Origin of the sequence: Pseudomonas sp. ArH3a (genome assembly GCF_022648765.1) — a bacterium.
Classification (GTDB): Bacteria; Pseudomonadota; Gammaproteobacteria; order Pseudomonadales; family Pseudomonadaceae; genus Aquipseudomonas.
On record NZ_CP080330.1, the window covers coordinates 3,347,083 to 3,362,420 of the forward strand.

6 protein-coding genes are annotated in these 15,338 nt (G+C 64.9%); all 6 read left to right on the forward strand.

All coding sequences use genetic code 11. From position 1 onward, the window contains the following. Positions 1–196: 196 nt before the first annotated feature. The 6 genes from K0P33_RS15180 (at position 197) to K0P33_RS15205 (ending at position 15,299) form a co-directional block, all read left to right on the forward strand. A complete protein-coding gene (locus K0P33_RS15180; protein WP_094951142.1) occupies positions 197–1,090 on the forward strand; it encodes an AraC family transcriptional regulator in 894 nt (297 codons plus the stop codon). A 155-nt stretch (positions 1,091–1,245) separates the two neighbouring features. Beyond that, positions 1,246–5,514, forward strand: a complete 4,269-nt coding sequence (locus K0P33_RS15185) for an amino acid adenylation domain-containing protein (RefSeq protein WP_242155958.1) — start codon at positions 1,246–1,248, stop codon at positions 5,512–5,514. Beyond that, complete coding sequence (locus tag K0P33_RS15190) at positions 5,511–10,832, forward strand: non-ribosomal peptide synthetase (protein WP_242155960.1); 5,322 nt, start codon at positions 5,511–5,513, stop codon at positions 10,830–10,832. The genes K0P33_RS15185 and K0P33_RS15190 overlap by 4 nt, the downstream gene beginning before the upstream one ends. Beyond that, positions 10,829–11,893: a Gfo/Idh/MocA family oxidoreductase gene (locus K0P33_RS15195; protein WP_242155962.1), complete on the forward strand. Its 1,065-nt coding sequence runs from the start codon at positions 10,829–10,831 to the stop codon at positions 11,891–11,893. Before K0P33_RS15190 ends, K0P33_RS15195 begins: the two co-directional genes overlap by 4 nt. Next, on the forward strand, positions 11,890–13,617 hold the full coding sequence (locus tag K0P33_RS15200; protein WP_242155964.1) for an ABC transporter ATP-binding protein: 1,728 nt from the start codon (positions 11,890–11,892) through the stop codon (positions 13,615–13,617). Before K0P33_RS15195 ends, K0P33_RS15200 begins: the two co-directional genes overlap by 4 nt. Then, positions 13,614–15,299, forward strand: coding sequence for an ABC transporter ATP-binding protein (locus K0P33_RS15205; protein WP_242155966.1), 1,686 nt, complete (start codon positions 13,614–13,616; stop codon positions 15,297–15,299). Before K0P33_RS15200 ends, K0P33_RS15205 begins: the two co-directional genes overlap by 4 nt. Positions 15,300–15,338: the final 39 nt, after the last annotated feature.

Below are 15,338 nucleotides of genomic sequence, written 5' to 3' on the forward strand. Positions count from 1 at the left end.
GGCTACAAATGCCTAAATGAGATCTATTATCATTGTCTTTTGCCGACAGCTTCTCAACGCCAAGGCTTTCGGCCCCGTGACTTTTTCATTAGATGAAATACACAGTGGCTTTAAACAGGGCGGTTTACGCTTTAAAAGCCTCCTCCTCATTCAGGTCAGGCCCGCGTAATGGCCTTAAGGATCAAGGGAAAACCCAATGACTATTACGATCATCGCCCCCAGCCACCAAGAGACGCAGGCCGAGCCCAAGGGCAACCAACCCGGCACGGTCTACCTGGAACCGCACATGACCTTGGTTACCGGCACGCTGTGGTCACAGAGCGAAAACTGGGTTGAAGACCCGCTGGAACGCGGCCTCAAGCTGATCCTGGTGCAGAGTGGCGAGCTGTCGTGCCGCATCCCCGGGCACAGCGAGCAATCGATCAAGGGCCCCAGCTTGTGCACCATCGTCAATGACGGCGAGTTCACCTCGTCGCAGATCTACGGCACTTCCACGCCGTTGCGCTACACCATCGTGCAACTGGACCTGGAATCCCTCGACCGCCACCTGGGCATGGCCCCGCGCAAGCTATTGACCAGCAGCGGCGGCGACCCGTACATGATGGTGCGCCCTGCGCCGCGGGCGATGCAGGCACTGGCCACGCAGATTGCAACGTGCCCGATGCAGGGCCCGAGCCGCTCGTTGTACCTGGGCGGCAAGGCGTTGGAATTGACCGCGTTGAGCGCGCAATTCCTGCTCGGTGAGCGCGGGCAGCCGGAACAAAAACTGCGTATCACCTCCTCGGACGTGGAGCGCGTGCATGCCGCACGCGACCGCTTGGTGCGCTCGCTGCTGGAACCGCCGAGCCTCAACGCCCTGGCCAGCCACGTGGGTATGAGCCCGCGCAAACTTACGGCAGGCTTTCGCAAAGTGTTCGGTACCAGTGTGTTCGGCTACCTGCACGAACATCGCCTCAGTGAAGCCCACCGGATGCTCAGTGACGAGGAGAGCAACGTTTCCACCGTCGCTTATGGCGTGGGCTTCAGCCCGGCACATTTTTCCATCGCCTTCCGTAAACGCTACGGCGTGTCGCCCAGCGAGATCCGTTAAACGCCGGCCGGTGTCTCTGAATCGAATGAAAAGGCCCGTGTATCTAAAGCCCTGAGCGCTTTCTGAAAACCCGCTTGCGATAGAGTTCCAATTGAGAATGGCTTCCATCTTGGAGGGCCAGGGATTTTATCTAGACGGGTCACAGGAAGCTTTTCATGAGCGAGCTGACAACAGCAGACACAAACTCATTGCGCGCATGGCTGATCGAACACCTCGCCCAGTTGCTGGGCGCCACGGTGGCAGAGATCGATAGCCTGGGCGATGAGGAAAACCTCCTGGGTTGCGGGTTGGATTCCATCCGCCTGATGTATTTGCAGGAGCGCCTGCGCAGCCACGGCGTGCACATCGACTTTGCCCAACTCAGCGCCGAACCCTGCCTGTCGGCCTGGCTCGGCTTGCTGCAGGGCCAGGTCCCGCAGGCCAGGGTGGCCGCCGCGGCGCCGTTGGCAGCGCCGGATGACAGCTTTGAACTCAGCGCCGTGCAACAGGCTTACTGGCTGGGGCGCGGGTCGGCCGAAGTGCTGGGAAATATCAGCTGCCATGCGTGGCTGGAGTTCGACTGCCAGGGCATCGACCCGCAACGCCTGCACACGGCGGTGCAGTGTGTGCAGGCGCGCCACCCGATGTTGCGCGCCAGCTTCAACGACGGTCGCCAGCGGATTCTCGCCGCGACCGAACTGCCGGTGTTCGACCACCAGAATTGGCGCCAGCTGTCAGAAGCCGCCGCACAACAGGCCTGGGGCGCATTGCGTGACTGGCGCTCGCATGAATGCCTGGCGGTGGAAGCAGGGCAGGTGATGCTGGTCGGCCTGGTGCAGTTTCCCGGTGGCCGTGACCGCGTTTGGTTGAGTGTCGACCTGCTGGCCGTCGATGTGGAAAGCCTGCGCCTGTTGATGGCGCAACTGGGCCAGGCCTATCAGGCACCGGCCACGCTGGCGCCACCGCCCACGCTGCATTTTGCCGACTACCTGAGCCGTCGCCGCCAGCGCCGTGCCGACGCCTATGCGCGTGACCGTGAGCACTGGTGCCAGCGCCTGGGACAGTTGCCCGACGGCCCAGCATTGCCGTTGGCGTGCGCGCCGGAATCGGTCCGCGCGCCACGCTTCAGCCGCCAGGCCTTCGTGCTCAGCACGGCCGAAACCGAGCGCCTGCAACGCCAGGCGACCGCCCATGGGCTGACCTTGCCCTGCGTGTTCGCCACCGCCTTCAACGCCGTATTGGCGCGCTGGAGCGAACACCCGAACTTTTTGCTCAACGTGCCGCTGTTCGACCGTCATGATGACCAACACGCGATTGATCAGGTCATCGCGGACTTCACCACCTTGTTGCTGGTGGCCTGCGAAGACGCGCCGCACCTGCCGTTTGCCGAAGGCGCCCGGCGTTTCCAGCACGACCTGCACGCCACCATCGACCACGCGGCGTTTCCCGCGCTGGAGGTGCTGCGTGAAGGCCGTCGCCAAGGCCACCCACGTTCCGCGCCGGTGGTGTTTTCCTGCAACCTGAGCGATTCGGGCTTTGTACCGGCGAGCTTTCGCGAGGTGTTCGGCGACTTGCACGACATGCTCTCGCAAACCCCCCAGGTGTGGCTCGATCACCAGCTGTATCGGGTCGAAGACGGCGTGCTGCTGGCCTGGGACAGCATCGCCCAATTGTTCCCGCAAGGCGTGCTGGAAGCCATGTTCAACGCCTACATCGAACTGGTGCAGCGCCTTGCCGACAGTGACTGGAACCAGCCGCAACCGGTGCTGTTGCCACTGGCGCAGCAAGCACGGCGTGACCGCCAGAACAGCGTGCCGTCGCTGCAGCAGGGGCGTGGTTTGCTCGAAGACTTTTTCCGCCAAAGCGCCCAACAACCCGACGCGGTGGCGCTGATCTGTGGCACGCAACAATGGACGTATAAAGAACTGGCGGACCAATCCCTGCGCGTGGCAGCCGGTCTGCTCGACGCTGGGATGCGCCAGGGCGAAGCCGTGGAAGTGTGCCTGCCGCGCGGGCCTGAGCAGATTGCTGCGGTGTTCGGCGTGCTGGCGGCCGGCGGCTGCTACGTACCGGTGGACACCGCACAACCCCCCGCACGGCGCAGCCTGATCGAGTCGGCGGCGGGTATCACCCGTGTGATTGCCGAGCACCCGTCAACGGGCAGCGCGTTGCAGTGGCTCGACCCGGCTCAACTGGCGCAATGCGCGCCATTGGCGGCAGCGCAAAAAACTTCGCCGCAAGCCAGCGCCTACGTGATCTACACCTCCGGCTCCACCGGCATTCCCAAAGGTGTGGAAGTCAGCCACGCGGCGGCGGTCAACACGATTGACGCACTGCAGGCCGAACTGCACGTCACGCCACCGGACTGCCTGCTGGCCGTTTCGGCGCTGGATTTCGACCTGTCGGTGTACGACCTGTTTGGCGTGCTGGGGCAGGGCGCACGCCTGGTGCTGCTGCAACCGGAGGAAACTCGCGATGCCATGCGCTGGTCGCAGTTGATCAGCCAGCACGGCGTAAGTCTGTGGAATTCGGCCCCGGCCTTGCTGGAAATGGCTCTCGGTATCGGCATTGAACACTGTCAGTACCAAAGCCTGCGGGCGGTGTTGCTGTCGGGTGACTGGATCGCCCTGGACCTCGCCGCCCGCCTGCGTCGCCAGGCCACGCCGCGCTGTCGGGTGTATGGCCTAGGCGGCGCTACCGAGGCCGGTATCTGGTCCAACCTGCAACCCATCGATGAAGTGCCCGAGCACTGGCCGTCGATACCTTATGGCAAGCCCTTGGCCGGCCAGGCGTATCGAGTGGTGGACGCCAACGGGCGGGATGTGCCGGACCAGGTGGTCGGGCAACTGCTGATTGGCGGCGTGAGCCTAGCCCGTGGGTATCGCAATGACCCCGTGCTCAGCGCCCAGCGATTTCGCAGTGATGATCGCGGGCGCTGGTACCACACCGGCGATCGCGGGCGCTTCTGGAATGACGGCACTATTGAATTTCTCGGGCGCATGGACCAGCAGGTCAAGGTGGGTGGGCAACGTATCGAATTGGGCGAAATTGAAGCCGCGCTCACGGCTCATCCGCTGATCGATAGCGCTTGCGCCGCCGTATTGAACACCAGCCTTGGCGCCGCTGTGGTGATCAACCCAGGCTGTGTGCCTGTTCAAGCGCTACCGGCGCATTCGATGCTCGATGACAACTTGGCGGCAGAAAAACGAGTCACCGCTGAGCTGCTGCAACGACTGCTGCAAGATCCGCCACCCACGCCGTTGCTCGACACCTGGCGCGAGTGGCTCGGCCACTACGTCGAGTCCATCAGCCTGAGCGATGCATTGGCACAATTGGGCTGGCGCGACGCCGACCTGCACAGCATGGTCGGCGCATTGCAGGTGCTGCTGCGCACTGAAGGCGGTGCGGCGCAGGTGCTGTTCGATCCGCTGCTGGCGCCCCAGGCCATGGCCTTGAACCTGCCGGCAGGCCGCCAAGTACTGGACGCCATGAGCCGCGCACTCCAACAACGCGGCACACCGTTGAAGGTGGCCGTGCTGGATGTACGTGGCGGGCAGTTGCTGGACCAATGGCTGAACCCTGCCAGTTCGCGCGACCTGCAATTGACCTTGTTCGAGACCAGCCCGGGGCTGCTGGCCGCCAGTGCCGGCAAGCGCCAGCGCGTGGCGAGCCAGCTGCTGGTAGACGGTGTGTTGCCTGCCGAGCACTGGTCGCAGTACGACGTGGTGATCAGCTTCGCGGCGTTGCACAGTTATGCCCAGCCGGCTGACGGCTTGAACCTGGCGCAGGCACTGCTCAAACCGCACGGCCAACTGTTGTTGGCCGACCTGCTGCGTGACTCGCCATTACGGCTGGTCAGTGCGGCATTGCTGGATGAGCGTGAGCCGCTATTGCCGGGCACCGAGGCACTGACGCGGCTGCTCGGCCAGAGCGGCTTCACCCACCTGCAGAGCCTGTGGCAAAACCCCGCGATGCTGCTGGTGAGCGCCCAGGCAGCCGAAGAATCCTTGACCTGCGAAAGCCTCAACCACTGGCTGCAACAACGCCTGCCCAAGGCGATGCGCCCCGAACACCTGTGGTGCGTGCCGCGTTTTGCCCTGAATGCCAACGGCAAAATAGACCGTACGCGCCTGCAAGCCAGCCTCGGCGACGCTTTGCAACGCAGGCAACCCATCAACAATGAAGGCGCCGCACTGAGCTGCGAATTGCTGCCGCTGGCGACCTGCTGGGAAGCCATCCTGGGGCGGCCGGTGCACAGCGCCCAAGCCAGTTTCTTCAGCCTCGGCGGCGACAGCCTGCTGGCCACGCGGTTGCTCGCCAGCGTGCGCGAACGGCTGGGCGTGAGCCTGCGCATGAGCGATTTCTATCTGCAACCGACGCTCGCGGGCATGGCCGCGCTGCTGGTGCGTAGCAATGACGTGGCCATCGAGGAGGGCGTGTTATGAGCCTGGATGATCTGCTGCACATCTGCCGCGAACGCCAGATCGAACTCTGGGCCACCGAAGGCAAACTGCATTTTCGCGCGCCTGAAGGTGCCTTGGATTCAGCCTTGGCCGAGCGTATTCGCGCCCAGCGTGAGGCGTTGATGGTGCACCTCTCGCCGCAAGACTGGCGAGCGCTGCCGGAACATGCGCTGCAACCCTTCGCCTTGAGCGCAGTGCAGGGCGCTTATGTGCTGGGGCGCAACCCGGCGTTCGACTACGGCGGCAACGCCTGCCACTTGTACGTCGAATACCCGTGGCCGGCGAATGTCGACACTGAACAACTGACGCAGGCCTGGAACGCTCTGGTGCAGCGCCACCCGATGCTGCGCGCGGTCGTCCAGGACAACAGCCGCCAATGCGTGCAGGCCCAGGTGGCGTGGCAAAAATTGCCAGTGCATGACCTGCGTCAGGCCAGCACTGAAGCCTTCGACGCCCACCTGCACGCGGTGCGTACACGCCTGGACCATGCCTGCCATGCCCTCGATCAATGGCCGATCCTGCTGCCCGAAGTGACCCTGGGGCGTGAGCAGGCCGTGCTGCATTGCTCGGTGGATTTCACCTTGCTCGACTATGCCAGCCTGCAACTGTTGCTGGTGGAACTGCACCAGCGCTATCTGGAACCAACGCGCCATTGGCCGGTGCTGGAGGCGACGTTTCGCGACTACCTCGAGCACGAACAGCAAGCCCGCAACAGCGCTGCCTGGCACGCCGATAAAGCCTGGTGGCTGGCACGCCTGGACAAGTTGCCCGGGCGCCCCGACCTGCCGCTGAGTGAGCACGCGGGCCTGAACTCCATGCGTTTCGATCATCACCATGGCGCACTGAGCATCGAGCATTGGAACGCACTGTGTTCCCTCGCCAGCGCCCAAGGCCTGAGTGCGGCGGGCGTGACCCTGGCCGCGTTCGCCGAGGTGATCGGGCGCTGGAGCCAAAGCGCGGACTTTTGCCTGAACCTCACCGTGCTTAACCGGCCCAATTTGCACCCACAACTGGGCCAGGTGATCGGCGACTTTACCGCCCTGAGCCTGCTCGCCGTGCACGGCGCCGATGGCGCAAGTTTTGTGCAGCGCGCGCGGCGTATCGGCGCGCAGCTGTTCGATGACCTTGATCACAGCCGCTTCACCGGCGTTGACGTGTTGCGCGAACTGGCCCGGGTACAAGGGCGTGGCGCCGACCTGATGCCAGTGGTGTTCACCAGTGGCATTGGCAGCGTCGAGCGCTTGCTCGGCGATGCCGGGCGCCTGTTGCAGCCGCCCACCTACATGATCAGCCAGACCCCGCAGGTGTGGATCGATTGCCAAGTCAGCGACCAATACGGCGGTTTGCAGATTGGCTGGGACGTGCGCGTCGGCGTGCTGCCGCAGGGCATGGCTGCGCAGATGTTCGACGCCTACGTCGACCTGCTGCGCCGCCTGGCCGTTGACCCGCACGTGTGGCAGGCTCGTGGCGACATTGTGCTGCCTGCGCAACGGGCCAATCCGCAGGTCCGGGCCAGTGCCCCGGCGCGCAACATCGCCACAGGCTTCGCCCAACAAGCACTGCGCACACCGGATGCCCCGGTGATCAGCGACCGCGACGGCCGCTACAGCTATCGCCAAGTCGCTCAACACGCCGCGGTTGTGCGCGGAGCGCTTGAACAGCTCGGCGTTGCACGCGGTGCGCGGGTGGCGGTGATGCTGCCTAAAAGCGCTTGGCAACTGATGGCGGTGTTGGGCATTACCCAGATGGGCGCCGCCTATGTGCCGGTGGACATTCGCCAGCCGGCCCTGCGCCGTGAAGCGATCTTGCGCGATGCTGGTATTGCAGCGGTGATCACCCTGCAAGCGCAGGGTCTGCCGGACACGCTGGCGCTGCCACGCATTGCCATCGACAGCCTCTACGCCGATCAGCACTGGCCAACCCGCGAACCGTTAGAGGTCGCTGCCGAGGAGCTGGCCTACATCATCTACACCTCCGGCTCCACCGGCACACCCAAGGGCGTGATGCTCAGCCACGGCGCGGTGGTCAACACCCTCGACGACATCAACCAGCGTTACGCGGTGACGGCCGACGATTGCGTGCTGGGCCTGGCGGAGTTGAGTTTCGACCTGTCGGTGTACGACTTCTTCGGTGCCACAGCCGTCGGCGCGCAGGTTGCACTGCCCGATCCTGCGCGCGGCGCCGACCCGTCGCATTGGGCGCAATTGATGCGCGAACACGCCATCACCTTGTGGAACTCGGTACCGGCCCAGGGGCAGATGCTGGTGGATTACCTGGAGACCGAGCCGGCGGCAATTCCCGGGCCGCGCTGTGTGATGTGGTCGGGCGACTGGATTCCTACCACGCTGCCCACGCGCTGGTGGCAACGCTGGCCCGACAGCCAACTGTTCAGCCTGGGCGGCGCCACCGAAGCAGCGATCTGGTCGGTGGAACATCCCATCCGCCCGGCGGACACGACCTTGCCGAGCATTCCCTACGGCCGCGCCCTCAAGCACCAGACCCTGGAGGTGCTCGACAGCCTCGGCCGCCAATGCCCGGTGGGCGTACGCGGCGAGATTCATATCGGTGGCCTCGGCCTGGCCTTAGGCTACGCCGAAGACCCGCAGCGCAGCGCCGAACGCTTTATCACCCACGCCAGCGGGCGCCGTCTGTACCGCACCGGCGACCAAGGGCGTTACCTGAGTGATGACGGCCTGATCGAGTTTCTAGGGCGCCAGGATGACCAGGTGAAGATTCGCGGCCACCGTATCGAACTGGCGGAAGTCGATGCGGCGTGGCTGGCCCACCCGCAGATTGGCGCGAGTACCACGGTATTGCTGGGCGAGCGTCATGAACGGTCGTTGTGCAGTTTCGTCACCTTGCAGACCACTGCGCCTGCGGCCCATTTGCGCGATGAACTCAACGAGGTCATGCGCCAGCCGTGTCACACACTTGAACACGCCGATTTCGGCCCGCGTGCTGACATCGAGGCCGCACTGGCTGCTTTGGACCGGGCCGCAGACGCCTCGCTGCTGCAATGGCTGGCGAGCAGTGGTGTGCTGGTGCCCGGGCAACACGTGGCCTTTGCGTCGCTGTGTCAGGCGTTGAACATTACAGCTGCCCAGCAGCGCTTGTTGCGACACTGGCTGACGTTGCTGGTCGACAGCGGCTATCTGCACATCGATGGTGACGGCTGGCACTGCCAGTCAGCCGACCTGGATCAAGACGAGGCCTGGGCGCAGTTCGCCCGACTGGCGCCGCCCCACCTGTGGCCGGTGGAACTGGTGGACTATCTGCGCGGCAGCGCGACTCGCCTGGCCGAGCAACTCGACGGGCGCCTGAGCCCGGCGAGCCTGATGTTCCCGCAGGGCTCGGCGCACATTGCCCAGGCCATGTACAGCCGTGGCCAGCATGCCCAGGTGTTGCACCGCGCCATGGCTGAGGCGGTGAACGCGATTGTCTCGCGCCAGCAACAACGCCGCTGGCGCATCCTGGAGGTGGGCGCCGGCACTGGCGCGGCCAGCGCGCTGATTATCCCTGCGCTGGCGCCCTTGGTAGCGACCGGGGTGCAGATCGACTATGTGTTTTCCGACGTGTCGAGCTACTTCCTTAACGCGGCGCGCGAGCGTTTTGCTGCGTATCCATGGGTGCGCTTCATGCCGTTCGACATGAACAAGCCCACCTGCGAACAGGGCTTGCCCGCCGGTTCCGTGGACCTGCTGCTGAGCTCGGGCGCACTCAACAATGCCTTGGACACACCCCGCCTGCTGGCCGGGCTACGCCAACTGTTGCAGGCCGACGCGTGGCTGGTGATCCAGGAGCTGACGCGCGAACACCGAGAAATCAGCATCAGCCAAAGCCTGATGATGGAGACGCCCGAGGATATACGCGCGACCAATGGGCAGCTGTTCGTGCACACCGGCCAGTGGCTGGCATGGCTGAACAGCGAGCCGGGCGATCAGGCGCAAGCGCTGGCGCCGGCGGGCATTGTGTTGAACCTGCTGGGTTACGACGTGCTGGTCGCACGGGTAAAAACCGACCGGCCGTTACTCAGCCCAGAGACCTTGCTGGCGTTCATCGCCGAGCGGGTGCCGCGTTACATGGTGCCGGCGCAAGTGCGCGTACTCGACCGGTTGCCGGTCACCGCCAATGGCAAGATCGACCGGCGTGCCTTGACCACCCAGGCCGAACAACGCCAGTTGCAACCGGTGCGCCGCGCGAAAGCTGAAGTGGCGGATGAGCTGGTGCAGCAGCTGATCCTGCATTGGGAGCGGGTGCTTGATTGCAGCGGGTTGCCTGCGGATCAGGATTTCTTTGCGGCCGGCGGCGACTCGTTGCTCATCGCGCAGTTGATCGCGGGCCTGCGCGAACAGGAGCCGTTGGCCCAGGCGCAACCTTTCGACCGTCTGTTGCGCTGGGCGCTGAGCCAGCCGACCCCGGAAGGCTTGGCCCAGCGTTTGCGCAGTGAATCGAGCAGTGAAACGCCGACCGCGCCCGCGACGCTTGATACGCGCCGCGCACCGCTAGGCGGGCGTAGGCGCGTGGATGCTTTAACCGAACTGATCGGCGGCGAAGGCACCGCGCGCGTGCTGGTGCACGAAGGGCTCGGCACGCTATTGCCGTATCGCGGGTTGATCGCCGAACTGGCCGATAGCGGCCCGTTGCTGGGGCTGGCGGTGCACGACAGCGACGACTACCTGAGCTTGCCACCGGAGCATATCAACGCGACCTTGGGCAAACGCTACGCCCAGGCCCTGTGGGACAGCGGCCGACGCAGCTTCGATGTGCTCGGCTATTGCTCCGGTGGTCTGGTGGCCCTGGAGCTGGCCAAGGCCTTGCTGCAACTGGGCGCCGAGGTGCGTCAGTTGGACATTGTTTCCAGCTACCGCATTCCCTACCTCGTGGGCGATGAATTACTGATGCTCCACAGCTTCGCGGCCACCTTGGGGCTGGACGCCGCGGCACTCGGTTTGCCGTCTGCTGAGCAACTGCAACAGTCGGCGCCTCTTAACCTGGACGTGGGCTTGCTCAAAGCCCGCGTGCTCGCGGCCGCCCAAGGCATCGCCGATGAGCAGTTGTATCGGGTGTTTGTGCATTCCGTTCATGCCAGTCACTACAGCGATGGCGCGCCGTACGTGGGCGCCATTCGCTTGTTTGTGCCGAGTGTTGCCAACCCGATGATCCCCGATCACCAGGCCAGTTTGCAGGCCTGGTGGCAGGCGGCGTCGCTGGGCCCGCTGACGGTAGCAACCCTGCGCGGCAATCATTTCGAGTGCTTGAACGCCGGCCTGAGTGCTTATTTGCTGGAGGAATACCCATGACGCCCCGTTTGAAAACCTTGGTGGTCGGCTCGCGCTTCGGCCAGTTTTACGCAGCGGGTGTCGCCGCCGCTGAACACCTGGAACTGGTCGGTGTGCTGGGGCAGGGCAGTCGTCGCTCCCAGGCGCTGGCGCGTCATTTGCACGTGCCGAGTTTCGATGCGTTGGACCAAGTGCCTGCGGATACGCGCCTGGCGTGCGTTGCGGTGGGCGGTGCAGCGCGCGGCGAGCAGGGGCCGGCCCTGGCGCAGGCGCTGATGGAGCGGGGCATCGATGTGCTGATCGAACACCCGTTGCTGCCCCAAGAACTGCACGACGTGCTGCGCACCGCGAACCGCCTGCAACGGCGTTGCCTGCTCAACAGTTTCTACCCGCAGTTGCCGTGCGTGGCGCGGTTTATCGAGCTGGCGCGGCAACTGCATCGCCAGCAAGGCATTCGCCATATCGACGCCAGCTGCGCGGTGCAGGTCAGCTACGCGACGCTGGACGTGCTGGCGGCGGTGTTGGAGTCGGTGGGACCGTGGTCGCTCGATTGCGTGGCGCCGCCGCTGTCGGCCTGGCGCGATATCAGCCTGGTGATGGCGCAGGTGCCGGTGTCGCTGCGCGTGCTCAATGAGCTGGCGGCCAATGATGACGGGCGCATGCAGCTGCTGCAGCGCCTCAGCATCGCCACCGACAGCGGCACCTTGCTGTTGGCATCGCCCCATGGGCCGTTGCTGTGGATGCCCGCTGTACGTGCGCCGACGGAAGACGCCGACGGTCTGTTTGACCTGTTCGGGCCCCTGGCCAGTGGGCCGTTGCCCAGTGAGCCCTTGCCGTGCGCCGAAGTGCTGGAAGCCGCCGCGCCGGATTGGGCGCAGGTGTACCGCAGGATTTGGCCCGCGGCGGCGGCTCGTGCAGTGCAGCCGCTGATTACCGGCGCCGGGCTCGCGCGCCTGCAACAGCGCAGCGTGGAAGTGCTCGGGCTGTGGCAACAGCTCACGGCGGCGCTCGGCTTTCCGCAGCAGCCGCCACTGACGTTGCCTGCCGCCAGCCTGGCCCAGGCCTTGGAGCACGCTCGATGAGCCACTTGAGTGAACTGTTGCGCCCGTTTCGCGGGCGCTTATGCCTGGCAATTGCCTTGCAGGCGGTCGCCGGTATTTGCTCACTGCTGCCGCTGATTGCCTTGGCGCAATTGGCCGACAGCCTGCGCCAGGCACCGCCGCTGGCACCTTCGACAATGGCCTGGGTGGTGCTGGCGGTGGTCGCGTCTGCGCTGTGGTTGTGCGGCCAGACCCTGGCCCTGCACCTGACGCATCAGGTCGATGCTGACCTGTGCGACCGCCTGCGCGTGCGCCTGGCCGAGCACCTGCAACGGCTGCCGTTGGGCTGGTTTGCACGGCTGGGGCCCGAAGGCGTGACCCGTTATGCCGAGCAGGATGTGCGGGCGCTGCATCAGTTGGTTGGGCATGCGCCGACTGACTTGGTCAACCTGCTGCTGATTCCCCTGGCAACCTTCGCGTATTTGTTGTGGAGCAACAGCGCACTGGCGCTGTGGTGCCTGGTGCCGCTGGTGTTGGGTGTGCTGGGCTATTGGCGTCTGGGTTCGGCGCATTACCGTGAAGATGTCGCACAGCGCAATGGCGCGATCCAGCGCTTGTTCAGCGACTACAGCCAGTTCGCCGGCAACTTGGGCCTGGTGCGGCAATTTCCGGATGCGGGCATTCATCGCAGCGTGCAGGAGGCGGTGCAGCAATTTGACCAGCGCTTCAGCCATTGGGTGAGCCGTGCCGGGCACCTGGCGGCGCTGATTCAAGTGCTGCTCAGCGCGCCGTGGCTGTTGGCGTGGGTGGTGCTTGGCGCATTGCTGGTGGGGGTGGCTGACGTGGGCGCGGCGCAGGTCTGCGGTTTCGTGCTGTTGGTGCGCGCCATGGCCGCGCCGGTGCTGGCGATGGGGCATGGGTTCGATGCGCTGAACAAAGCGCGCGAAAGTGCCCGGCGTTTACAGGCGGTATTGAGTACGCCGCCGCTGAGCGAACCCGACGCGCCGCAATCACCTCGCGACGCCAGTGTGGAGATGCTTGATGTGAGTTTTTCCCAGGGTGACGTGCCGATACTCCAGTCGATCAATCTGCGTCTGGAGCCCGGCACCACCACCGCGTTGGTGGGCCCGTCCGGTGCGGGTAAAAGCACCTTGGCCGGGTTGATCGCACGCTTTATGGACGTGAGCAGCGGGCAAGTCCGCGTGGGCGGGGTGGATGTTCGGCAGATTGCCAGCCGCCAATTGCAGCAGCAGTTGGCGCTGGTGTTCCAGCACGCGGGTGCGTTGCGCTTGTCGCTGGCGCAGAACATCGCGCTGTACCAACCAAACGCCAGTGAGGCGCAGATTCGCGCCGCCGCCCAGGCCGCCTGCCTGGACAGCTGGATCATGGGTTTGCCCAAGGGCTACACCAGCGTGGTGGACGAAGACGTGCGCTTGTCCGGCGGCGAATTGCAGCGCCTGGCGATTGCGCGGGCGCTGCTGTCGAGCGCGCCGGTCATGTTGCTCGACGAACCCACATCCGCTACCGACCCACACACCGAGCGCGCTTTACGTGCCGCGCTGCAAGACGAGGCGGCCGGGCGTACGCGGCTGATCGTCGCCCATCGCCTGGAAACGATCCGCCATGCCGAGCAGATTCTGGTGCTGTGTGAAGGCCGCATTGTGCAGCGCGGGCGCCATGCGCAGCTTTTAGCCTTGGACGGGCTGTACCGCCAGCTCTGGAACGAGCAAACCTTGAACGCTGATCAACTGGAGCCTGTGTCATGAGTTTTTTTACGCCGTTGCATCATTTGCCCGAACTGGCTCGGCGCGCACTACGCGGGGCCTTGGGCTGGATGCTGCTGGCCGCCGTACTGGATGGCTTGGCCGGCCTGGCGCTGGTGCCGCTGATATTGGCTTGGTTTGAGGGCGCGGCTGTACAGCAAAGCGTGCTGTTGTTGCTGGGGCTGACGCTGCTTCAGGCGGTTGTCAGTTATGTCGCGCAGCGGCGCGGTTACCTGGCGGGTGCAGGGTTGGCGGCGAGCCTGGTCTCGCAGTTGGTGCAGCATCTGCCGCGTTTGCCGTTGACCCGCCGTGGCCAGCTGGAAGGGTTGGTGCGCGGGCCGGTGTTCAACAGCATGGGCATTCCCGCGCACTTGCTGACGCCATTGGTGAGCGCATTGGTGACGCCCACGGTGGTGGTGCTCGGGCTGTTCTTTATTGAGCCGCGCCTGGCGCTGGTGTTGGTGTTGGCCTATCTGCCGCTGTTTGCCCTGTTGCGTTGGGCCGGGCGGCGCAGCCTGGAGCTAGAGCAGCAGCGTCAGGCCGTGGATCGCCACGCGGCGCAGCTGTTGCAAACCTTCGCCCAGCAGCAGGCGTTGATCCGCAGCGCCGGCGACGCCAGCCAGGGCCAGTTGGCCTTGCGCGCGGCTTTGCACGAGCAGCACCAGGCCACACGGCGACTCAACCGCCGCGCGTTACCCGCAGGCCTGGGCTTTACGACGGCGGTGCAACTGGTGTTTTCGCTGGTGCTGGCCGGTGGCGTGCTGGCTGTCGCGGCAGGGCATTTATCTGGCGTATTGCTGGTGGCCGTGCTGGTGTTGCTGGTGCGTTTTATCGAGCCGTTGTCGCAACTGGCTTACCTGGATCAGGCCTTGCGCATGGCCTGGCAGGCATTGTCCCAAGCGCTGGCGGTACTCGCGGCACCGACGCTGCACAGCCCGCAACCCGGCGAGCAACCCCAGGATGCGAGCCTGGAGGGGCAGTGCTTGAACAGCTTCGGCGAAGGCGGCGAGCACCTGCTAAAAGACCTCGACGTGCATTGCGCAGCGGGTACGTTCACCGCGATCGTCGGCCCGTCGGGGGCGGGCAAAAGTACATTGCTGGCGCTGCTCGGTCGGGGCATGGACCCACAGACCGGCGAAGTGCGCCTCGGCCAGGTGGACATTCGCAGCTTAAGCGAACACACCTTGGCCGAGCACATGACCCAAGTCTTCCAGGACGGCGGCCTGTTTGCCGGCAGCGTGCTGTGGAATGTGAGTATGGCACGGCCGCACGCCACGCCTGCGCAACTGCAGCAAGCCGCCACGGACGCGGCACTGGATGAGGTGCTGACCAGCCTGCCGGAGGGTTGGCACAGTGAAGTGGGGCCGGGCGGTGCGTTGCTGTCGGGTGGGCAGCGGCAACGGGTTGGCCTGGCACGGGCGTTGTTGTCGCAGGCGCCGATCCTGTTGCTTGACGAACCGACTGCCAGCCTCGATGCGCGCAGTGAGGCGCGGGTCAATCGCAGCCTGCAGGCGTTGCATGGCAGGCGCACGTTGGTGTTGGTGTCGCATAACCCGGTGTTGGTGCGCAATGCCGATCAGATTCTGGTGCTGGAGGGCGGTTGTGTGAGCGGTTGCGGCAGTCATGAGCATCTGCTGGCCACCCATCCGTGGTATGCACGGTTTGTTGAACAACATCGCGTGTGATGAAGCGCCGGGCATCAATTGAAAAAGTCCCTAAATCGA

Bases quoted from the DNA above. Each gene is read 5' to 3' on its own strand.
- K0P33_RS15180 (WP_094951142.1), top strand. From the start codon at position 197: ATGACTATTACGATCATCGCCCCCAGCCACCAAGAGACGCAGGCCGAG.
- K0P33_RS15185 (WP_242155958.1), top strand. From the start codon at position 1,246: ATGAGCGAGCTGACAACAGCAGACACAAACTCATTGCGCGCATGGCTG.
- K0P33_RS15190 (WP_242155960.1), top strand. From the start codon at position 5,511: ATGAGCCTGGATGATCTGCTGCACATCTGCCGCGAACGCCAGATCGAA.
- K0P33_RS15195 (WP_242155962.1), top strand. From the start codon at position 10,829: ATGACGCCCCGTTTGAAAACCTTGGTGGTCGGCTCGCGCTTCGGCCAG.
- K0P33_RS15200 (WP_242155964.1), top strand. From the start codon at position 11,890: ATGAGCCACTTGAGTGAACTGTTGCGCCCGTTTCGCGGGCGCTTATGC.
- K0P33_RS15205 (WP_242155966.1), top strand. From the start codon at position 13,614: ATGAGTTTTTTTACGCCGTTGCATCATTTGCCCGAACTGGCTCGGCGC.